At 69.2% G+C, this 20,294-nt stretch carries 16 protein-coding genes and 3 pseudogenes; 6 read left to right on the top strand and 13 right to left on the bottom strand.

Going from position 1 to position 20,294, the window contains the following annotated elements; all coding sequences use genetic code 11:
* Window positions 1-241: 241 nt before the first annotated feature.
* Entirely contained in the window at window positions 242-1,705 is a 1,464-nt protein-coding gene (locus ACY34J_RS19510) for a PP2C family protein-serine/threonine phosphatase (protein WP_462727781.1), read from the top strand.
* 94 nt (window positions 1,706-1,799) lie between these two features.
* Here the strand turns inward: ACY34J_RS19510 and ACY34J_RS19505 are convergent, their stop codons facing one another.
* Window positions 1,800-3,272 (bottom strand): DNA-binding protein NsdB, encoded by a 1,473-nt coding sequence (locus tag ACY34J_RS19505; RefSeq protein WP_462727782.1) that lies wholly within the window; start codon window positions 3,270-3,272, stop codon window positions 1,800-1,802.
* A gap of 264 nt (window positions 3,273-3,536) precedes the next feature.
* Between ACY34J_RS19505 and ACY34J_RS19500 the strand changes: the two genes are divergently transcribed.
* Window positions 3,537-4,652, top strand: a complete 1,116-nt coding sequence (locus ACY34J_RS19500; protein WP_462727783.1) for an aminoglycoside phosphotransferase family protein — start codon at window positions 3,537-3,539, stop codon at window positions 4,650-4,652.
* Between the two features lie 355 nt (window positions 4,653-5,007).
* Window positions 5,008-6,990, top strand: coding sequence for an N-acetylmuramoyl-L-alanine amidase (locus ACY34J_RS19495; RefSeq protein WP_462727784.1), 1,983 nt, complete (start codon window positions 5,008-5,010; stop codon window positions 6,988-6,990).
* Between the two features lie 56 nt (window positions 6,991-7,046).
* Here the strand turns inward: ACY34J_RS19495 and ACY34J_RS19490 are convergent, their stop codons facing one another.
* The 4 genes and pseudogenes from ACY34J_RS19490 to ACY34J_RS19475 all read right to left on the bottom strand — a co-directional run.
* On the bottom strand, window positions 7,047-7,547 hold the full coding sequence (locus ACY34J_RS19490; protein ID WP_462727785.1) for a hypothetical protein: 501 nt from the start codon (window positions 7,545-7,547) through the stop codon (window positions 7,047-7,049).
* 106 nt (window positions 7,548-7,653) lie between these two features.
* Window positions 7,654-8,055, bottom strand: coding sequence for an ACT domain-containing protein (locus tag ACY34J_RS19485; protein ID WP_462727786.1), 402 nt, complete (start codon window positions 8,053-8,055; stop codon window positions 7,654-7,656).
* A gap of 124 nt (window positions 8,056-8,179) precedes the next feature.
* Complete coding sequence (locus tag ACY34J_RS19480; RefSeq protein ID WP_462727787.1) at window positions 8,180-8,419, bottom strand: DUF397 domain-containing protein; 240 nt, start codon at window positions 8,417-8,419, stop codon at window positions 8,180-8,182.
* A 76-nt stretch (window positions 8,420-8,495) separates the two neighbouring features.
* A pseudogene (locus tag ACY34J_RS19475) lies at window positions 8,496-8,723 on the bottom strand (thiolase C-terminal domain-containing protein); the annotation flags it as partial.
* On the opposite strand from ACY34J_RS19475, the pseudogene ACY34J_RS19470 reads away from it, so the two are divergent.
* Window positions 8,719-8,978, top strand: a pseudogene (locus ACY34J_RS19470) (AMP-binding enzyme); the annotation flags it as partial. The pseudogenes ACY34J_RS19475 and ACY34J_RS19470 sit on opposite strands and share 5 nt — an antisense overlap.
* A gap of 25 nt (window positions 8,979-9,003) precedes the next feature.
* On the opposite strand, the gene ACY34J_RS19465 reads toward ACY34J_RS19470, so the two are convergent.
* From ACY34J_RS19465 to ACY34J_RS19455, 3 genes are all read right to left on the bottom strand, one after another.
* Complete coding sequence (locus ACY34J_RS19465; protein WP_462727788.1) at window positions 9,004-9,546, bottom strand: type 1 glutamine amidotransferase domain-containing protein; 543 nt, start codon at window positions 9,544-9,546, stop codon at window positions 9,004-9,006.
* A 115-nt stretch (window positions 9,547-9,661) separates the two neighbouring features.
* On the bottom strand, window positions 9,662-10,180 hold the full coding sequence (locus ACY34J_RS19460; protein ID WP_462727789.1) for a VOC family protein: 519 nt from the start codon (window positions 10,178-10,180) through the stop codon (window positions 9,662-9,664).
* Between the two features lie 139 nt (window positions 10,181-10,319).
* Window positions 10,320-11,900 carry an acyl-CoA synthetase gene (locus tag ACY34J_RS19455; RefSeq protein ID WP_462727790.1) on the bottom strand — a complete coding sequence of 527 codons (1,581 nt, stop codon included), beginning with the start codon at window positions 11,898-11,900 and terminating at the stop codon, window positions 10,320-10,322.
* Window positions 11,901-12,263: 363 nt separating this feature from the next.
* On the opposite strand from ACY34J_RS19455, the pseudogene ACY34J_RS19450 reads away from it, so the two are divergent.
* Window positions 12,264-13,044: pseudogene (locus ACY34J_RS19450) on the top strand (helix-turn-helix domain-containing protein).
* Complete coding sequence (locus tag ACY34J_RS19445) at window positions 13,023-13,241, top strand: DUF397 domain-containing protein (RefSeq protein ID WP_462727791.1); 219 nt, start codon at window positions 13,023-13,025, stop codon at window positions 13,239-13,241. The pseudogene ACY34J_RS19450 and the gene ACY34J_RS19445 overlap by 22 nt, the downstream one beginning before the upstream one ends.
* A gap of 113 nt (window positions 13,242-13,354) precedes the next feature.
* On the opposite strand, the gene ACY34J_RS19440 is transcribed toward ACY34J_RS19445, so the two are convergent.
* From ACY34J_RS19440 to ACY34J_RS19420, 5 genes are all read right to left on the bottom strand, one after another.
* Window positions 13,355-13,666, bottom strand: coding sequence for a DUF1266 domain-containing protein (locus ACY34J_RS19440; RefSeq protein ID WP_462727798.1), 312 nt, complete (start codon window positions 13,664-13,666; stop codon window positions 13,355-13,357).
* 292 nt (window positions 13,667-13,958) lie between these two features.
* Window positions 13,959-14,366: a hypothetical protein gene (locus ACY34J_RS19435; protein ID WP_462727792.1), complete on the bottom strand. Its 408-nt coding sequence runs from the start codon at window positions 14,364-14,366 to the stop codon at window positions 13,959-13,961.
* Window positions 14,366-19,060, bottom strand: a complete 4,695-nt coding sequence (locus tag ACY34J_RS19430; protein ID WP_462727793.1) for a putative T7SS-secreted protein — start codon at window positions 19,058-19,060, stop codon at window positions 14,366-14,368. Before ACY34J_RS19430 ends, ACY34J_RS19435 begins: the two co-directional genes overlap by 1 nt.
* A complete protein-coding gene (locus tag ACY34J_RS19425; RefSeq protein WP_462727794.1) occupies window positions 19,060-19,677 on the bottom strand; it encodes a hypothetical protein in 618 nt (205 codons plus the stop codon). The genes ACY34J_RS19430 and ACY34J_RS19425 overlap by 1 nt, the downstream gene beginning before the upstream one ends.
* Window positions 19,674-20,066: an SseB family protein gene (locus ACY34J_RS19420; protein ID WP_462727795.1), complete on the bottom strand. Its 393-nt coding sequence runs from the start codon at window positions 20,064-20,066 to the stop codon at window positions 19,674-19,676. Before ACY34J_RS19420 ends, ACY34J_RS19425 begins: the two co-directional genes overlap by 4 nt.
* Window positions 20,067-20,294: the final 228 nt, after the last annotated feature.

Below are 20,294 nucleotides of genomic sequence, written 5' to 3'. Positions count from 1 at the left end.
CTTCCCCACCGGGCTTCCCTCCGGGCGGGTCCCGGCTGCCGCTCAGGGCCTGTGGTTGCCGGGTCGATCGGCGCCGCCGCCGTGGGCCCTGCAGCGCCCGCACCGACCGGAAGGCCTGTGGCATATGACTAAAGCACCACCGAATCGTGTGTTGCCAAATCCCTTACGGGCCGTCGCTCGCTGTGCAAGAGTCGTAACCCGGCCCTGCTTCCCTCGAGCCGCGCCTGTATCGGAGTACGTCATGCCGTCCCACACGTATGCGGACCGTCCCGCCGCCCAGCCGCCCGAGCGCGGCATGCTCGACGCACTCATCTCGCAGACCCGCCAACTGCGCGGTGGTGTCGACGCGGTGCGTCCCGACGACGCGCCGGAACATGACGACGACCCGGAGATCCGCTGGCAGCGCGCACTCTGCGACCTCGCGGTGCACCACCTCGACGACCTCGGTCAGCAGCTCGGCCAGTTGCGCGAAGGGCTGCCGCCCGAGCCCGAGGAGGACGCCGCCGCGGTGACCGTACCGCCGCCCGCCGCCCTGCCCGGGGCAGAGCGCGGCTCGCTGCTCAGCCGGGTCGGCAGCGCCGAGTGGAACCTGCTCACCGACGAAGTCGACTGGTCGGACGAGCTGTTCCGGATCTTCGGCCGCTCTCCCGAGGACGGTCCGCTCCCCCTGGATGAACTGCCTTCCTGGCTGTTCTCCCAAGACCAGACGCTGCTGACCCGTATGGTCACCGACTGTCTGGTGGACGGGAAGCCGATCGACGGGGAGTTCCGCATCGTGCGTGCCGACGGCTGCGTACGCACGCTGCACATGATGGGCGAGCCGGTGCTCGACGCCGACGGCTGCACGGCCTCCATGTGGGCCGTGCTGCGGGACGTCAGCGAGCTGCGCCGCAGCCAGCGAGCGGTGCGCGAGACCCGTGACTCGCTGCAGCGCCACCGGCACGTCGCGCAGACCGAGCGCCGGCTTGCGGTCGAGCTGCAGGAGGCCGTGCTCCCACCGTGGCGCGGTTCCCTGCGGTTCCCGCAAGGCGGCCCGACCGCCCTCGACCTCGCCGCGCACTACCTCCCTTCCGCCTCCAACGCTCTCATCGGAGGCGACTGGTACGACGCGATGCAGCTGCCCGACGGCCGCGCTCTGCTCAGCGCCGGTGACTTGACCGGGCACGGCGTGACCGCCACCTCGAGCATGGCCATGCTGCTCGGCGCGCTGCGCGGGATGGCGGTCGCCGGGGTCGAGCCGGCTGCGCTGATGGGCTGGCTGAACGAGCTGCTCGACAGCGCGGCGCAGCCGGCTCTCGGCAGCGCGGTGTGCTGCCGGTACGACTCCCGTACTCGTACGCTCGTCTGGTCCCAGGCCGGCCACCCCGCCCCGCTGCTGTTCCGCAACGGGACGGGGCGGGTCCTGCGACGGCCGGAGGGTGTGCTGCTCGGCGCCACCTCCGGCGCAGGCTACGGGCAGGCCGAAGAGCAGCTGGCCCCCGGCGACGTGCTGGTGCTGCACACCGACGGCCTCCTGCCGCGCCAAGCCGAGCTCGACGACCCGTCCGCCGTCGGCTCCCCGGCGGCCCAGCGGCTGCTGGGTCTGGCACCGAGGCTGTCGTCGGCCCGCACTGCGCAGGAGTGCGTGCGGATCGTGGTCGAGGAGTTCGGCGATACGGAGCGTGAGGACGATGCCTGCGTGCTGATCGCCCGGATCGGCTCCTGACGCCAACAAGGGCACCCATAACTGACACTGCCAACGACCGTACTGTTGGCCTGTTCTGCGGACCTCGGCCGTCGTACGGCCATGCGACCGGGGCTCACACGGCTGTAGTCCTGCCCTTGTTGGGCGCTTTCGGCAGGGCCCGCTCGATCTCCTCGCGCAGGTCCCTGATCCGGGGGTAGTCGGCGTACTGCCCGGTCAGCCGGTACATCTCCCGCAGCCGGTCCCAGGTCCGGTGCGAGGAGGTCTCTCCGATGGACACCAGTGCCAGCCGGGCGTACCGGTCGGCCTGTTCCGGGTCATCGGCGATGAAGCAGGCCGAGGCGATCGAGATGTGGTCGAAGATCTGCGAGCGCTGACGGCCGTTCTCGCGCATGTCCAGCGCCTGCCTGGCGTGCCGCTGAGCGATGGCCGCGGCCGACGGCTCGTGCTCCGCCAGCGTGCGGTACACCAGGCCCTGCATGCCGTGCAGATCGGCTTCGTTGAACAGTTGCATCCAACTCGGCGGCGGTACATCGCCCTTGTCCGAGACGAACAGCTCCTCCGCCTCGCCCAGGGTGCGGCGCACCGCCTGTCCCTGTCCCTTCGACGCCTGTGCCCAGGCCTCGATGGTGTAGAACATGGCGCGCGTACGCGGCAGGGTCTGCTCACCGGCACCGGAGTTGGCCAGCTGCATCAAGTCCAGGGCGTCGTCGGGCCGTCCGAGGTGGACCATCTGCCGGGCGGCGCGGGACAGGGCCTCTCCCGACCGTGGCCGGTCGCCGCCTTCCCGGGCCGCGTGCGCGGCGATGATGAAGTACTTCTGAGCCGTGGGTTCCAGGCCGATGTCGTGCGACATCCAGCCGGCGAGCACGGCCAGATTCGCCGCCACGCCCCACAACCGGCGCTGGAGATGGTCGGGGTGACGGTAGGCGAGCATGCCGCCCACCTCGTTGAGCTGGCCTACCACGGCCTTGCGCTGCAGCCCGCCACCGCGGGCCGCGTCCCAGGCGCGGAAGACTTCGACGGAGCGCTCGAGCGCCTCGATCTCCTGCGAGCCCACGGGGGCGGCCTCGAAGCGGTCGAAGCTGGCGGGGTCGGCGGCCACGGCGTCGCGGACCCGCCGGGCGTCGGCGGCGAGCGCCGGATCGGATTGGAGCCATTCGTACATGGCGCTGGAAAGTGCTGAGCCTGCGGCGAGCGCGGCGCCCGCGCCCACCAGGCCGCGTCGGTTGAGCATGAGGTCCATTCCCGTGAATTCGGTGAGGACCGCGGCTGTCCGGTCGGGTGCCCATGGCAGTCCGTCGACGGACTGCCTTCTGCCAGCGCGCCCGCGCCGGTCGAATCCGAGGTCCTCGATGGTCACGACACGGCCGAGGCGCTCGGTGAACAGGGTTGCCAGTACCTTCGGCACGGGATCGCGCGGCACTTCGCCGGTCTCGATCCAACGCCGCACCCGCGAGGTGTCGGTCGCCAGCTGGGGGTGGCCCATGGCCACCGCCTGCCGGTTGACCAACCGCGCGAGCTCCCCCTTGGACCAGCCGGCCAGGCCGAACAGGTCCGAGAGTCGGGTGTTGGGTTCCTTGGTCACGTCAAGCCCCCAGGTTCCTCGGCTGAGTTGACAGTAACGGCCCGTCATGGGCCAGGCGACTATTCGCCAGGGTTCGCCAGGGTCCGCCAGATGGTGTGCCACCCGCGAACGGGTGTGATGTAGGAACGCGCCTCCCCGCCTGGGCGGTCGCAGACGCTGAATGCAGCGTCTGTCTCGTCACGCATTCCCCAGGGTGCGAACGGCGGTCCGCCTTGGGCCGGGAGCGCGCGTCACCGTCGGAACACGAAGGGATCTGTTTCGCCCATGTACGCAGCATCGTCCTCCGTGTCCGCCCCGTCCCGGCCCTACCGACCGCAGCAGACGGGAAGTGGGCCGTATCCCGACCCCTCCCGTGCCGCCGCGGCCGGGACGCTCGGCGGCGGGCGTGCCCGGCGGGCGCCGGGGCTCGGCAACCAACCGCTCAGCGGGAGAATCGACTTGTCCGGCCCCCAGGGCGCACAGCTGCGCAGCGTGATTGCGTCGGTGCACCGCATCTGCCCCGAGTTCCATCCGGTGCAGGTGCTCCGCCGCAGCAGCCGTTCGGTGCTGCTGGTCGGCACGACCGGGCGGAGCACGGCCGTCGCCAAGTGTTTACTGGACCAGTCCCCCGCCTGGGCTGAGCGGTTCCGGCGCGAAATAGCGACATACCGCGCCTTCGTACGGCATCGCCCACCGGTGCGGGTCCCCCGGCTTATCGCCGCCGACCCGGACAACTGCACGCTGGTGATCGAGCGCATGCCCGGACGAGCCGCGGCTCTGAGCCGGCACCCCGCCGAGGCTCCGCAGCGGGCGGATCTACGGGGCGCGCTGGGCGCGATCTGCCGTGTCAACCTGTGGCGGCCGCCGCCCGGGATGTTCGAGGCGCCAATCGACTACGCCGCCCGGATCACGCGCTATCACGAGCTGGGGCTGCTCACCGACCGCGACATGGGCGATCTGCAGAAGCTGCTGCACGGCTTGGCGCATGTGCAGGGGCAGTTCTGCCACGGCGAGGCCATCCTCTCCAATGTGCTGCTGTCCCCGGCCGGGCCGGTGCTGGTCGACTGGGAGCACGCCGGCTGGTATCTGCCCGGGTACGACCTGGCGACCCTGTGGTCGGTGCTCGGGGATGTGCCGGCCGCCCGCCGTCAGATCAGCCAGCTCGCCCAGGCGGACGGCCCGGCGGCGCGGGACGCCTTCCTGGTCAATCTGATGCTGGTGCTGACCCGGGAGATCCGGACGTACGAGACGGCCGTACAGCGGACGATGCGTGACCCCGCTCCCGTGGTGCCGGGTGCGCCCGGCTCGTCGGGCGAGGAGCAGCGACTGCTGCTGCGCCGGCTGCACGACGACTGTGCCATGGCCCGCCGGGCCGTACGGGCCGCCGTCGGTACGCGCTGAGCCTGATCGCGGCTTGCGGCGCCAACAGATTGCAGCACCAAGCGGCGCGTCCGGTTACCGGGCGCGCTGCTTGGTGCTGCTGCCGGTGCCCGGCGTTCAACCGGCCAAGCCATCCGAATGAGCCCACGCGCAGAAATTCCGGAAACACGTTCGCGCTCCGTCACCGGCCCAGACCACTGGCGCGCCGCAGGCCCGGACGCCTGCGGCCCGAAAGACCTCGGCCCGGGCGCTGACGTGCGAAATCCGGCCCGCGCGGCCTAATTGACGGATCGTCGGCCAACCGATAGCTCTAGTCGGGTTCCGCCCCACTTATGCGTCCGCGCATCATCCGGCACGCTCCACTTGAGGAGGCTGCATGCGAGGATCGGCCCTTGATGGCGTCACGAGCACCCGACGACGTGTGACCCGCGTGGCAGCCGCCACCGCGACCGCCGCTCTGCTGTTCCCTCTGCTCTCGGCCGCGCAGCCCGCGACCGCCGCCCGGCAGCCGGCACCAACGGCCCTGCAGCGGGCCTTCGCCGACGCCGCCGCGGAGTACCACGTGCCGCAGAGTGTGCTGCTCGGCGTCTCGTATCTGCAGTCCCGCTGGGACGCGCACGGCGGAGCGCCGAGCGTGTCCGGTGGCTACGGCCCCATGCACCTGACGGATGCGCGCACCGCCCTGTCCCGGGCAGGGCACCACAGCGACGGCCTCGAGGACCCGCGCGGCGACAGCGCCCGGGCGGCCAAGCGGGTGCCTGAGAAGCTCCCCGAACCGGCCGAACTCCCCGCGCGCCTTCGCACCCTGGAGAAAGCCGCCCGCCTGTCCGATATCGACGCGGCCGAGCTGCGCACGGATCCGGCGGCGAACGTCCGCGGTGGCGCGGCCCTGCTCGCCGCAGCGCAGCGAAAGCTCGGCCTGCCACTGAGCGCCGACCCCGCCGACTGGTACGGCGCGGTGGCCCGCTACTCCGGCGCCGAGGACGCGGCGACCGCCTCCGCTTACGCCAACGACGTGTTCTCGGTCATGCGCAGCGGCGAGCGGCGCACCACCGACAGCGGGCAGCGGGTCGTACTCCCGGCCGCCCCGAAGCTGGCCGCCCACACCGGCCAGGTACAGCGGCTGAACCTGCGGAGCATCGACCCGGCCAAAGCCGAGTGCCCGCCCACGCTGGCCTGCGAGTGGATCCCGGCGCCGTACGAGCAGTTCGGGGAGAACGACTACGGCAATCACGACAAGGCCGATCGCCCCACATCGCAGAAGATCGAGTACATCGTCGTGCACGACACCGAGGCGACCTGGGACACGACGCTCAAGCTGGTCCAGGACCCGGCCTACGTCTCCTGGCAGTACTCGCTGCGCTCCTCCGACGGCCACATCGCGCAGCATGTGGCGCTGGCGGACGTCGCCTGGCAGGCGGGCAACTGGTATATGAACGCCAAGTCCATCGGCCTGGAGCACGAGGGCTTCCTGGCCAGCCCCGACGCCTGGTACACGGAGGCCATGTACCGCGCCTCGGCGCGGCTGGTGCGCTATCTGGCGCTGCGGTTCGGCATCCCGCTGAACCGGCAGCACATCATCGGCCATGACAATGTGCCGGGCCCGACCACGGCGACCATTCGCGGTATGCACACCGACCCGGGGCCGTACTGGGACTGGGCGCACTACTTCCAGCTGCTCGGCGCGCCGTTCCACGCCACGGCCGGCCGGGACGGCGGTCTGGTCACGATCCTGCCGGACTACGCCAGGAACCAGCCGAACTACACCGACTGCACCGAGCACGGTCAGCCCTGCGCTCCGCACGGCTCAGGCGCCGTTCGGCTGTACACCGCCCCGAGCGAGAGCGCCGCACTGGTGAAGGACATCGGACTGCACCCGGACGGCAGCGACTCGACGACCGGAGTCAACGACACCGGCGCCCGGGCCTCCACCGGCCAGCAGTACGCGGTGGCCGAGCGCAAGGGCGACTGGACGGCGATCTGGTACCTGGGGCAGAAGGCGTGGTTCCACAACCCGCGCAAGCAGCCGACGGCCGTGGACGCCAAGGGCATGGTCATCACCCCGAAGGCGGGGTTGGCGGAGATCCCGGTGTACGGGCGGGCCTATCCGGAGAAGGAGGCCTACCCCGAGGGCATTCCTGCCCAGCCGGTGTCCCCGCTGCCGTACAAGCTGCTCGCGGGCCAGGAGTACGCGACGGCTGGTGGCCCGGTGCAGGGCGAGTACTACTGGGCCACGACCTTCGACACCACGAACCACACGGTGGTGCGCGGCAAGCAGCGGTACTACGAGATCCAGTTCGGTCACCGGGTGGCGTATGTGAAGGCCGACGACGTGACCGTATGGCCGTCCGGGAGCTAGCCGAAGCCACCGGGGTTTCCCGCTCATCCGCGCGTTTCCGGGATGAGCGGAGCCGCTCAGCGCGTCTGGAACATCTCCGCCGGCAGCGGCTTGAGCAGCTGGTACAGATCGTCGGTGATGGGCCGGTCCCAGCTGGCGATGGTGACGAGCACGCCGTCGCTGCGGTCGAACTGGACGCAGGAGACCCGGTCCTCCGACACCTTGATCCGCTTGACGATCAGCAGGTTGTCGTCGTGCATCACCGGGGTGTCCTCGGTCTCGACGATGTGCACGGGCTCGTCGTTGCCCAGAGCGGCGAGCAGCTGCGCCACCTCGAAGGGCACCTGGCCTTCCTCGAGTTCGCGGGCCGGGGACCCCTCGGGCAGATTCCCGATGATCATCGCCGGGCCGCGGCCGCCGAACAGGTCGTAGCGCAGGAAGACGCCCTGGCAGCTGCCATCCGGTGCGGGGAGCAGGCCCGCGCCGAGATTGCCAGGCCAGTCACTGGGGTCCATCGCCAGGACGTCGAAGTCCGGACCGGTGGGCGTGGCTGCGCTGCGGCGGCGGAGGAACGACATGCGGACATGGTACGTGCACAGGGCGCGAGTGCGCGGCTCGGGAGCCAGGGCGGGCATCACCGAGGGTGACAGGGGTCGCGCTGCCGGGTGGCGCCCCGCCCGGGTGTCATCCGGCCCGGCTCTCCGCGAGCGAGCCGAGCAGTTCGGTCGCCTCCGCGGCGCGGTCATGCGGCACGAACAGATGGTCGTGGTGGAAGCCCGCGACCACGTTGCAGCTGATTCCGGCCTGTGCGAGCACGGTGGCGACAGCCGCCGTCAGTCCGACCGCCTCCAGCGCGGAGTGCACGCGCAGGGTGATCCAGCCGGCCACGTAGGTGTACGGCAGCCCGGCGTCATCCGCCTCCTGCTGCGGCACGACCAGGGTCAGTCCCTCGTCCTCGGTGACGGTGACCACGGGTGCGACGCCTTCGGGGATCCGCTCCGGCGCCGTGGTGAAGACGTAGCGGCCCGGGTTGAGCCGGGGCAGCATGCCGCTCAGCAGCTTCGTCAGATCTCGCTCGCCTGCCATGATCGCCACCCTACGACGCCACCCTGTGTGCGGTGGGGCGGTCGTACGCCCGCGCCGCGCCTGCTTCAGCAGCCGGCACGGCGCGGGTACGTGGTCTGATGCGTTTCAAGTCCCGAGTGACCCCTCAGGTCAGGTCGAACTCGCCGTCCCGCGCGCCGAGGACGAACGCACGCCACTCCGCCGGGGTGAAGATGAGCGCCGGGCCGTCCGGATTCCGGCCGTCCCGCATGGCGATATAGCCCTCGATGAAGGCGATCTGGACATCGCCGGACCCCTGGCTGCTGGACTGCCACTCGGCGTTGGTGAGGTCCAGCTTCGGCTTCTTGAACTCAGCCGGCGCCTGCTGTGTGGTGCTGTCCGCCACGTCCGATTCTCCTCCCGGTTCGCTTACGCCATGCAGCCTAGCGATCGCGACCGGTGCCCGACAGGCCGTGCGCACATCACGCCCCCGGACAGTTGACGCCCACCAGCCACATGGAGAAGAACTGGGCCCCGCCGCCGTACGCATGGCCGAGCGCCCGGCGTGCGCCGTCGACTTGGTGCTCCCCCGCCCCGGCCGCGTACCTGGAGCGCGGCCTCCCCGAAGCGGATCATGCCCGAGGCCCCGATCGGGTTCGTGGACATCACCCCGCCCCGGGATTGACCGGCAGATCGCCGTCCAGCTCGGTGGTCGCGGGCGTGCCGGACGAGCGGTGGGGCAACCGCGTGGCGGCGGTCGTCCAGCTCCGGGAGGGCGCCGGACGCCAACGCTGGAGGACATCCAGAGCCACTGCCGGGGCCGGCTCGCCGGCTACAAGGTCCCGCGCGGCCTGGTCACCGCCCCGCGCATCGAGCGCTCGCCCAGCGGCAAGGCGGACTACCGCTGGGCACGCCAGTGGCGGCACGGGCCGCGCCTGACGGCCCGTGCCGCTGATCGACGCTGATCGATGAGGCGGCTGATCTGATCGATTACGCGGCGATCTTGGTGAACTCGGCCAGGAAGGCCTGGTTGAACGCCGGGAGGTCGGCCGGCTTGCGGCTGGTGATCAGGACGTTCGGGCCGCTGGTGCAGATCACGACCTGTTCGTCGACCCAGTTGCCGCCGGCGTTGCGGATGTCGGTTCGCAGGCTCGGCCACGAGGTGAGCCTGCGGCCGCGCACCGCGTCGGCCTCGACCACGGTCCAGGGCGCATGGCAGATGGCCGCCACCGGCTTGCCCGCGTCAAAGAAGCCCTTGACGAAGGCGACGGCCTTGGGGTCCATCCGCAGGAAGTCCGGATTGGCGACCCCGCCGGGCAGGACGAGCCCGTCGTACTCCTCGACGGACGCCTCGGCGACGGTCTGGTCCACGTCGAAGGTGTCGGCCTTGTCGAGATGGTGGAACGCCTGGATCCTGCCCGGCTTGGTGGATACCAGCCGGGGCGTGCCGCGGGCGCCCTCGACCGCCTGCCACGGTTCGGTCAGCTCGACCTGCTCGACACCCTCAGGGGCGACAAGGAAGGCAACCTTCACGCTCTCCACGTCCTTTCGGGCACGCGACGTCATACTCCGTTACGCCGCACGCGTGCCCCGGCAAACGGGAGTGAAACAGGCCAATCGCCCTGTCGAGGACCTGGTCAGGGTCTGCTCAGGAGATGATCCGCTTCCCGTTGAAGACGCCGGTCTTCTCGCGGAACAGCTCGATCGGGACACCGTTGGGATCGCGGAAGTACAGGCTGTCCTCGACGCCGCGATCCGGGCCGAGGTAGTCCAGGCCCGCGGCGTCCAGGGCCTTGCGCGCGGCCGCGAACTGCTCGTCGGCGACCGACAGGGCCAGGTGCTGGATCCCGCCGACCGTCTCGGTGAAGGCCGGATGATCGTGGCCCGGGAAGTCGAAGAAGCCGAGCAGATTGCCGTGGCCGATGTCGAAGAAGAAGTGGGTCGAGCCGCGGTAGTCGCGGTTCTCCACGATCTCCACCAGCGGGAAGCCGAGGAAATCCTGATAGAAGCGAATCGTTTCCTCAACGTCGCGGCAGATGAACGCCACGTGGTGGACGCCGCGGGCCGTCGTCGTCGGCCGCTCGGACGGCTCACGCAGACAGCGCGCCCGCAGCTCCTCCCGGCGTGCTCGTATGGCCTCCAGGGCGGCACCCTCAGGCTGAGGCATCTTTTACCGTCTCCTTCGCTTTTAGGCGTACGCCGCGGCTGCCACCAGCGTCCCACCTGCACCGCTGGGGCTGCGCCAGGTGGGTGTGCCGGCGCCTGCGGCGCGATCTTCCGGAAGGAGATCACGCCGCAGGCGCCGCTCACAATGCGGCGAAGCGGTCGCGCAGCTCGCGCTTGAGGATCTTCCCGCTGGCGTTGCGGGGCAGTTCATCCACGAACAGGACGCGCTTGGGCGCCTTGAAGTGGGCCAGACGCTCGCGTGCGTGGTCGATCAGCTCCTGCTCGGTGACCTCGCCGCGTGCTACGACGACGGCGGTCACCGCTTCGATCCAGCGCTCGTCCGGCAGGCCGATGACGGCCACCTCCGCGACCCGCGCGTGCTCGTACAGCGCGTCCTCGACCTGGCGGGAGGCGACCAGCACCCCACCGGAGTTGATGACGTCCTTCACCCGGTCCACGACGGTGAAGTACCCCTCCGCATCGCGGACGGCCAGGTCTCCGGAGCGGAACCAGCCGTCGCGGAAGGCTTCCGCCGTCTCCGCCGGCTTGTCCCAATAGCCCTCGCACAGCTGCGGTGAGCGGTAGACGACCTCGCCGGGTGTCCCGTCCGGCACGTCCTTGCCCGCCTCGTCGACCACCCGCGCCTCGACGAACAGAACGGGCCGCCCGCACGAGTCCATCCGGCCCTCGTGCTCGTCCGGGCCGAGCACGGTGGCAAGGGGGCCGATCTCGCTCTGCCCGAAGCAGTTGTAGAAGGCGAGCTGGGGCAAGTGCCGTAGCAGCCGCTCCAGAACCGGCACGGGCATGATCGAAGCGCCGTAGTACGCCTTGCGCAGCCCGGTCAGGTCACGCTCGGCGAAGGCCGGATGGTTGGCCAGTCCGATCCACACGGTGGGCGGCGCGAACAGGCTGTCCGCGCGGCCCGCCTCGATCAGATCGAAGATCTGCGCGGCGTCGGGTGCGTCGATGACCGTGTTCTCCGCGCCCACCGCCAGATAGGGCAGCAGGAAGACGTGCATCTGCGCGGAGTGGTACAGCGGCAGGGAGTGGACCGGCCGGTCGCTCTCCTTCAAGTCCAGGGCGGTGATGGCGCTGACGTACTCGTGCACCAGAGCGCGGTGGGTCATCATCGCGCCCTTGGGCAGCGCCGTGGTGCCGGAGGTGTACAGGAGTTGCACGAGGTCCTCGGCGTCGGGCCCCGGCTCCGATTCCGGCTCCGGCCCCGGCCCCGGCTCCGATTCCGGCTCCGGCCCCGGCCCCGGCTCCGATTCCGGCTCCGGCCCCGGCTCCGCCGGCGCGGCGGTGGGCAGCCGGGCCAGCAGCGAGTCGTCGCTGTCGCGCAGCGCCAGCACCCGCGCGGATTCCGGAAGCCGCGCGGCCAGGTGCGGATCGGACAGGACAAGCGCGCTGCCCGACTGGTCGACGAGATAGCGCAGCTCCTCGCCCGCCAGGTTGTGGTTCATGGGGACATGGATGAGTCCGGCGCGCGCGCAGGCGAGAAAGCCGATCAGATACGCGTCGGAGTTGTGGCCGTACGAGCCCACCCGGTCGCCCGGCCGCAGACCGGCCTCCCGCAGGACCGCGGCCCCGGCCGACACCGCTTCGTCCAGTTCCCGGTAGGTCCAGGCCCGGTCCCCGTACCGCACCGCCGTACGGTCGGGCACTCGCCGTGCGCTGCGCCGCAGGATCCCGTCCACCGTGCTGCTGCGTACACCCGTCATGACGGGATCCTGGGCGCCGGCGCCTGGCAGGTCAAGAACCCAGAAGCCGTTGATCACATGTGGCCAGGGGCCGTCGAGGGCCCACGGTCGCCGGCGGCAGGGCGTGGCGCCCGTGGCCGCTGCTCCTCCGCGCTGAGGTACGGGCCGCGCCCCCGGGCCGTCGCAGCGGTCGCCGGGGGCTCGTCTCGACCGCCTCTCCGACGGGCGGAATCACCGTTCGCAGCTCGGCGATTGCCGTACGCAGCTACGATCGACAGAGGTCGTGTCTCCCAACGCCAGTAGGCAAGGAGGAATGGGCACTTGGCATTTCGGCCTCGCGAACTGACGCCGGACCGATCCGCACGCGATCTCTACGGGGCGGAGATGCGTCGGCTCCGCGAAAAAGCAGACATGTCGTTGGCCCGGCTCGCTGAAGTGCTGAAGTACAGCAAGAGCCGTCTGGCACGCATCGAGACAGCGGAAGCCATGCCACCGCCCAAGCTCTCGGAGGCGCTGGACGCCTGCTTCGGCACGGACGGCCACTTCGTGCGGCTGTACCGACTCGCCCGCCGCGAGGCGCACCCCAACCGGTACCGCCGGTACATGGACTTCGAGGCGAAGGCCACGGCCATCGAGCACTGGGCGGCACATGTGGTGCCGGGACTGTTGCAGACGGAGGCGTACGCCCGTGCGTTGCTGCGCGCTGGTGACTCCGGCGCGACCAGTGAGGAGCTCGGAGAGCGGGTTGCGGCCCGCCTGAGTCGACGGGAACGGCTGCGGGGCGAGGCGCCCCCACATGTTTGGGCCATTCTCGACGAGGGAGTGATCCGGCGACTGATCGGCGGACCGGAGGCGATGCACGAGCAACTGGCCGCGTTGCTCCCCTTGATGCACACCGCACGCACCAAGGTCCAGGTTCTGCCCTACGGTCATGGCGCTCACAGACTGATCGGCGGTTTCCCTTCTCAGTCTCCTCGGCGGTTCCGCGGTGGCGTATGAGGAAGGTATTGACGCCAGCCATCTCTACGAGGAAACCGACTCGGTGCACGAGCGCCAACAGGCTTACGATGCGCTCCGGGCGTACGCCCTCTCGCCCAGGGAGTCTGCGGCGTTGATCCGATCGGCCACGGAGGACTGTGAGCCATGCGAGCCACTCTCGACCTGAGCACCGCTGAGTGGCGCAAGTCCAGCTACAGCAACACCCAGGGGGGCGAATGCGTCGAGGTGGTCGATGGCTTCGTCGGCGTGGTGCCCGTCCGCGACTCCAAGGACCCGCACAGCCCGGCCCTCGTTTTCCCCTCCGACGCGTGGACCGCCTTCATATGCGCTGTGAAGGCTGGCGACTTCCCTGCCGCAGACTGAGCCTCCGGGCACCCGCCCGGGGGGCTCGCCTTGCGAGGGAACTCCCTCCAGCCGTCACGGCAGCGGAGCGCTGACCCGCTCGACCCGGCAGAGGGACAGGATGCAGCGCACAGCTACCGCAGCCGGCGGTCGGCTCCGAAGCCGCCTTCAGTCATCGGTAGCGTGTCGGCCTGGTAGGTGGTCTCCCATGGCACCAGCCGCCAGGGGCTGCTGTTGTTCGCCGGTTCCAGCATTCTCTGCACCGCACGGGCAGTGTCCTCCTGGGTCCCCTCCCAGTCCTTGCCTGCATTGCGCATCCACAGCTGGCGGCCAGCCACGACGTCATCGGCGATCTGCTTCCAGGAGTCATAGGCTTGCGCAACTGGCGCAACCGCATATCTCAGCTGTTGCCAGGCGCTGGCTTCGTCGATGCATCCGGCGCCGATTCCGCCCGGAGGCTATACGTATCGGCTGAAGTCCCATGCCACCGGCGGACGTCCGAGCACTGGGGCCATCTGCAAGCGGTGTCCCTCGGTACCCGAGCCATGCGGGGTCGCGTGCAGGTCGGCAGGTGAGGCGATGCCCCAGCTCCACTCCAGAGCCGTCTTGCAACTCGAGGTGTCGATCCGCTTATAAGGATAGATCCTCAGGTGGCTGTGGCCCGACATGCGCTCGGCGCAGGGGAGGCCGCACACAGGGCCTCCGATCGCTGGGTCGAATCCACTCCTGACCATTCAGTCAACTTCGCGAATCTTCACTTCGCATTTGATCGATTTCTGCTCGCATTGCCAGGTAGTCGTCCGGTGACAGCCAATAGGGGGCTGCTACGGTGTCGACCCAATCCCTATATTTGTCGTGAGTCAGAGTAGCCAGTTTCGGATGCCGTGCGGCGTACTCGGCCACGAATTTCCAGCGCTCCGGATGGCCTGAGAGTTTATACGTCTTGCGCCATGCCTCTGCTTTGGACTCGGCGCCGGCTCGTGTGTACGACTCCACGATCGAGTCGAGCAAGGACCGGAGCGCCATGGCGTACGGCGGGCTTCCGACGAAGGGGATTGAATCCGGGCCCCCGTCGAATTTGAACATGACTGCCGAGCGCAGCAGGGTCTGGATTTCCAAGTCGCCCGTGAATTCGACACTAATCATCAGAACGGATTCTTTCCGTGGTACGGAATATCGGCCATGGGGATCTTCAGGCCCCCTCGATGAATGAACTCATTTGGTTGCTCGCCTGGCAGGATGAAGGCACCTTCGGGCTTTTGGAAGGCAATGAGGTAGTCACCCTTCCCGGCGTACATGGGGTTCCCGATGAAGATGTTCATTTCGACTTCGCTGGCGTTCAGCATGTCTTGCGTTGTGAACAGTTTACCTTGGAGGTTTGCGACAAACCTTGCCCCTTCGGGGCGCATGATCAGCTCGTATCCCTCCTTGTTCGTGTAGTGGAAGAAGGTATTTTCGTCCATTCTGTCCAACAAATCTTCAAGGCACGGTGAGAGCCCCAACGGGTCACACCATGTGTAAGGATTGTGGACGTAGCTGGCGGGGTTGTCTGCGGGGTGGAGGCCGAGGGGGTCGGGGGTGAGGTAGCGGGCGGTTTCGGGGTCGTAGTGGCGGAAGTAGTTGTAGTGGAGGCCGGTTTCGGGGTCGAAGTACTGGCCTGGGAAGCGTAAGGGCGTGTACGCCGTGGCCGTGCGGTTCCAGGCGGTGGTGCCCCAGAGGGTGGTGCGGGTGCGCCAGGCGATGTCGCCTTGTTCGTCGACGAGTTCGGTGGGGGTGCCGACCAGGTCGGTGACGATGGCGTAGAAGCGCTGGTCGATTTCCTCCTGGGGTGCGTTGGCGGCCGGGGTGGTCTTGCGTTCGGTCTGGGTCAGCGGGCGCAGGCCGTGGTGGTCCCAGGTGAGGGTGATGGCCGGCTGGGTCGCGCCGGGGACATGGGTGGTCTGTTCGCAGAGTGTGGTGCCGTCCCAGGTGAAGTCGATCTGTTCGACGACGGTTTGGCCGTCTGCGGCGATGCGTTGTTTGGCGATGCGGCGGCCGAGCGGGTCGTATTGGTAGCACCAGGTGGTGCCGTCCGGAGTGACGACGGAGGCCAGGCGGTCTTCCGCATCCCAGGTGTAGCGCCAGGTATCGGGTTTGCGGGACAGGCGGGTCTTCTGACGCAGGGTGATGCGGCCCGCTTGGTCGTGTTCGTAGCGGACGTTTCCGGCGGTGTGGATGCGGGTGCCGGTGTAGGTCCGGGCCCCGGTGGCTTCCTGGCCGGGCATGGGCGCCGGCCAGTTGGCGTGGATCTGGTTGCCTGCCTCGTCGTAGGCGTACGTCTCCGTCCAGCCTTCGGCGTGGACGGCGGTGACTCGTCCGGCGGCGTCCACATCAAACCGGCGGGTGCCGTTGAGGTGGTCGTCGATGCCGATGAGGTTGCCGTCGGCGCGGTAGGTGTAGGTGCGGTACTGGAGGAGTCGGTTGGCCGGGCCGGATAGTTCCTGCTTGGTCAGGCGGCTGAGCGGATCGAAGGCGTTGGTGAGGGTGAGAGCGTCGCCGATGTGGCGGGCCAGTTCGCGGCCTGCCGCGTCGTGGTCGAAGGTGATCGTGTGACCTGAGGTGGTCAGTTCGGTGCGGTTGCCTGCCGCGTCGTACGTCCACGTGCTCACCGCGCCCGTCGGCGAGGTGCGACTGGTGCGGCGGCCAAGGACGTCGTACGTAGACGTCATGGTGCGGCCGTTGACCGTCTCGGATATCAGGTGGCCCGCGTCGTTCCGCTGCATGTTCAGGACCACATCCGGACCTGTCGCCTGGGCCAGGCCGCCCGTCACGTCGTACGTGTAGGTCGTGACTGCTCCGGCCGCGTCCTTGCGCACCATGCGGCCCAGGACATCGCGTTCGAAGCGTATGACCTCACCCGAGGCGGTGGCGCGAGCGATCAGCTGGCCGGCCGCGTCGTGCTCGTACGCCACTCTGCGGTCGTCGAAGTCCGTCTCGGAGATCAGACGACCGGCTGGGTCGTATGCGTACGTCCAGGTCAGCCCTTGTGGGTTGGTGACCTTGGTGAGACGGAGTTCGGTGTCGTGGTCGAACTCATAACGCACGCCGTCCGGGCCGGTGCGGGCTGCCAACAGGTCGAAGTGGGTGTACTCATAACGGGAGACACCACCCGCAGCATCGGTGTGGCTGGTGCAGTTGCCCTCGCCGTCGTAGGTCCACGACTGGGTACTGCCGTCCGGGGCGATGCGGCGCGCGAGCTTTCCCTCCACCGTCCACTCCAGACGTGTGACCGCCCCGAGCGGATCGGTGATGGCGACCGGGCGCCCGAAGGTGTCCCGCTCGTAGCGGGTGACCGCGCCCAGGGGGTCGGTGATCTCAACCGGCAGGCCCGCCGCATTGCAGCGCACCTGCGTGGTCTCACCCAGGGGGTTGGTGACCGATGCCAGGTGACCGACGTCGTCGTACGTAAAGCGAGTGGTCACGCCCGACTCGTCCGTGAGCCGGGTACGGTTGCCGAACTCGTCGTACTCCTGCTGGATCCGGGTACCGTCCGGGTTGACCACCGTGACCGGCAGGCCTTGCTCGTTGTAGGCGACGCTCGTGTAGCGGCCGTCGGGGCGGATGATCAGCATCGGTCGGCCTGACGGGTCGTAGACGTAGCCGACCGTACGGCCGAGCGGGTCGCTGATCGTCAGTGGACGGTGGCACCGGTCGTACGTCGTATGGGTGGCCGTACCGTCCGGCCGCACTTCAGCGACCACGTGCAGCTCGTCGTTGACCAGGTGCCGGGTGACTTGGCCGAGTGAGTTGGTCTGTGTGGTGACGGCGAGCCCGCTTGCCGGATCCGTGCCGTCGTAGGCGTACGAATTGCGCAGGTGCCCGGCTTCGCCGGTCTGGTAGGTGCAGCGGTCCTGGTCGTCGTAGACGTAGCTGTACGACGAGCCGTTCGTGTCCGTCCAGCTGGTGATCCGGCCCAGTTCGTCGCTGGTGAACCGGGTCGGTATGCCCGAGGAGTTCGTTACCGCCGAGGTGTGGTCCCGCTCGTCGTAGTCGAAGCGGACCAGTTCCTGATCACCCCCGTCGGTGGCGGCGCCCACGAGGTGAAGGGCGGTGATGCGCTGGCCCTCGGTGGTGATCTTCAGGTGGTATCCGGCGGAGTGGACGATGGCCGTGGGGGCGCCTTCGGTGTCGTACTCGAAGGTGAGCCATTGGCCCGAGCGGTCGGAGATCTCCTCCAGCAGGGCGATGCCGTTGCCGTCACCGCCCGGGGCAGCGAAGTACCAGGTGCGGCCGGATTCAGGGTCGGTGACGGTGTAGTCGCCGTAGGCGTCGACGGTCAGCGGGTGGCGCTCGCCCTCCAGGGGCAGAACAGGGACTCCTGGCGCCGGGTGAGAATAGGCCAGCAGTGAGCCGTCCTCACGGATGAAGATGACACCCTCGGCGTCGATCTCCAGGCGCTGGTCTGCGGTCGAGGTCCAGGTGGGGCCGAACCAGCGTCCGGCCCGGTAGGACGACTCGAAGTAGCGGGAGAAGACAAACGGAAGCCTTGCGGGCAGGGACAGATCCTGCTGCGGGAGCGTCATGCGCCCGGTAGCCATGTCGACGGGGTCGCCGCCGGTGATCTTGCACTTGAGCTGTCTGCCGAAGTCCTTGAGCGCCGCGCCGACACCCCTGCGCGCTGCGCCGGTCGCTGCTCCCCGCGCCGCTCCCCTGGCGGCACCTCGCGCCGCTCCCCTGGCCAGCCCGCCCGCGCCCTTGCCTCCGATCAGATTCGATGCGAGGTAGCCCAGCGCGTCGCCTGGGTCGCTGCTCCAGCCGCTGCCGACGACGGCCATGGGCAGGCGTTCGGGATGGGCGGCGGTGCCCACCAGACCGGCCAGCAGCATGGACCCGTTCTTGTTCCACTCGCCGGGATGGGTGAGGTTGTAGGGGTCCATCGGGTTGACCGTGCGGGCCAGCTTCAGCATGTCCGCGCCGCCCCGCAGGAACCCGCCGGCGAGATGGACCGAGTTCAGCCGGGTGCCGTCGAAGACGTCCGTGGCGTTGGCGCCGAGCCGGCCGGCGAAGTCCGGTTTGGCCGGGGCCATTTCCAGGGCGCTTTGCACCTTGGTACGGGCCAGCCGGGCGGCGTCGGAGCGTTGTCGGCGTGCCTCGGCAAGGATCTCCTCGGCCTCCTGACGGCCCTCGACACCCGGGTCGACAAACGTGCCTGGCTCGATGGGCTTCGGGCCCGGGTCCAGACCCGCCCAGGCGGCCGCATTATACTGGTCGGCGGCGTCGTTGTACGCGTCAACCCTGGCCTGGTGGGCATCGGCCGCCTGTTTGCCGGCCTGCTGGGCGTTGCGGTAGGTGTCGATCGCGGTCTGCGCCTGGCCCTGGGCCCAGCGAACGGTGTCCGCGTATGCGTCAAGGGCTCCCGCTGCCGCCTCGCAGGCGTCGGCTGCCTTCAGCCACTGCTTGGGCTGCATCTCGAACTTCTCGCGGAAGGAGTCCGCGGCCTTGCCCGCCCAGCTGCCCGCGTCCAGGGACCGCATTCCCTGGCCGACGTTCTCAAAGGCCCGCTGGAAGTCGCGCAGGTGCCTGGCACGATCCTCGAGTGCTCCCGGGCTGCCGTGGATCAGCTCCTTGGGGTCGTCGCTCTCCCCCAGCTGCCGCTCGTCGACATCGCCGCCCAAGCGGTTGTTGATGCCCTCGCCGACATCGCGTACGCCTTCGGCCAGGCCGTCAGCACCTAAATTCGACAAGCCGTCGGCCGTAAGATCCGTGCCCCAGTTGACGGCCTCGCCGACGCCCTCCTTCGCTGAGTCGAAAGCGCCCCCGATGCCGTCCCCGACCTTGTTGATCGCGTCGCCGAGCCCCATCAGTCCCTGCCCTCCCCGGGCTCAGCGGGCGATTCCGTCTCGGACGGTGGCGGGCCGCTCCACTGCCAGTCGGTCTTCTCGTCAAACAGCGCGTCCGGCGTCACCGTGGAGGTCTGGATGTCCTGCCAGGTCTGCCCCCAAGCCCGCGCGGCCCCCTCCTGCCCGGCCGACAAGGACCCCGGGCTGTAATCCGCATCCATGACGTGGGAGATCGGATTGTCCTTGAGCGTGTCCCCCCACGAGCGCTTCTCCACCTCCTCCTTGGACGCGTACGGGTTGCCTGCCCCGGCCGTCCACACCGTCTTCAACGTGTTCGACAGGTACTCCTCCTGCTCGTGGTACAGCCCCGCCGACAGGTTCAGCCGCGCCGCGAACTCGTTCGCGTTCTGCATCAGCGACCGCACCCCCCAGCCCCACCGCTCGCAGAAGTCGGCGAAGGTGTCCCGCAGCCCGGCGTCACCCACCTCAAGGCCAGCGAGCTCCAGATCGTCGAAGCCGCGCCCCAGATTCGCCTCGATGTCGAAGCCCAGCTCCTTCAGCTCCGACATGGCCTGATTGATGCCCTGGGTGATCCGCTCCAGGGCCTCCGGATCGACCTTGTAACCGTCCCCGCTCAAGCGCCCGCACCCTCCGCGTCCAGCGCCACCGCGTCCGGCACGATCCCCACAACCGGAGGCAGCACCATGCCCGTTGGGCTCCCGGCGTCCACCGCGACGCCCATCGGTCCGTCCGCATGGGGAATCACCTGGTCGAGCAGGCGCGCCCCATACACCGGGATCCGCTCGGGAAACGCCTCGCCACGCGCCTCGGCGAAACGCGCCAACGCCGCTTCATCCGTGAACGCGAACAACCAGCGGATACCGCCCGCCTCCGCCGTCAACAGCGAGCCGTCCACCACCGGCACCAGCACCTCGCCACGCCGGAACTCCCCCACCAGCGCGCGCAGATCGCCCCGCTCCGTCGCCGCCAGCTCCGCCAACCGCAGCCGCAACGCCTCGGCACTCACGCCGGGCCACCCCCGTAGTCCGTCGCTACTCATCGCACAACTGCACGACACGCTAGTGGGTTGGGGCAAGGGAGCACCAACGGCCTGTGGCGCAAATAGTGGCCATCGCTTGCGCGTTGTGCTGTGTCAGAGGGCAGTACGTGAGTTGATGTCCGTTTCTCCCTTTCGGGAGGGGCAAGCGGGCTGGTCGCGGCGTCCCCAGGCGACTACGGCCGCGGCTGGGTGAAC

This window comes from Streptomyces sp. HSS9-12, from assembly GCF_054963655.1.
This window is presented reverse-complemented; position numbering and strand designations above follow the sequence as displayed.

Bases quoted from the DNA above. Each gene is read 5' to 3' on its own strand.
- ACY34J_RS19435 (WP_462727792.1), bottom strand. From the start codon at position 14,366: ATGATTAGTGTCGAATTCACGGGCGACTTGGAAATCCAGACCCTGCTG.
- ACY34J_RS19460 (WP_462727789.1), bottom strand. From the start codon at position 10,180: ATGCCTCAGCCTGAGGGTGCCGCCCTGGAGGCCATACGAGCACGCCGG.
- ACY34J_RS19445 (WP_462727791.1), top strand. From the start codon at position 13,023: ATGCGAGCCACTCTCGACCTGAGCACCGCTGAGTGGCGCAAGTCCAGC.
- ACY34J_RS19490 (WP_462727785.1), bottom strand. From the start codon at position 7,547: ATGTCGTTCCTCCGCCGCCGCAGCGCAGCCACGCCCACCGGTCCGGAC.
- ACY34J_RS19455 (WP_462727790.1), bottom strand. From the start codon at position 11,900: ATGACGGGTGTACGCAGCAGCACGGTGGACGGGATCCTGCGGCGCAGC.
- ACY34J_RS19495 (WP_462727784.1), top strand. From the start codon at position 5,008: ATGCGAGGATCGGCCCTTGATGGCGTCACGAGCACCCGACGACGTGTG.
- ACY34J_RS19485 (WP_462727786.1), bottom strand. From the start codon at position 8,055: ATGGCAGGCGAGCGAGATCTGACGAAGCTGCTGAGCGGCATGCTGCCC.
- ACY34J_RS19500 (WP_462727783.1), top strand. From the start codon at position 3,537: ATGTACGCAGCATCGTCCTCCGTGTCCGCCCCGTCCCGGCCCTACCGA.
- ACY34J_RS19510 (WP_462727781.1), top strand. From the start codon at position 242: ATGCCGTCCCACACGTATGCGGACCGTCCCGCCGCCCAGCCGCCCGAG.
- ACY34J_RS19430 (WP_462727793.1), bottom strand. From the start codon at position 19,060: ATGGGGCTCGGCGACGCGATCAACAAGGTCGGGGACGGCATCGGGGGC.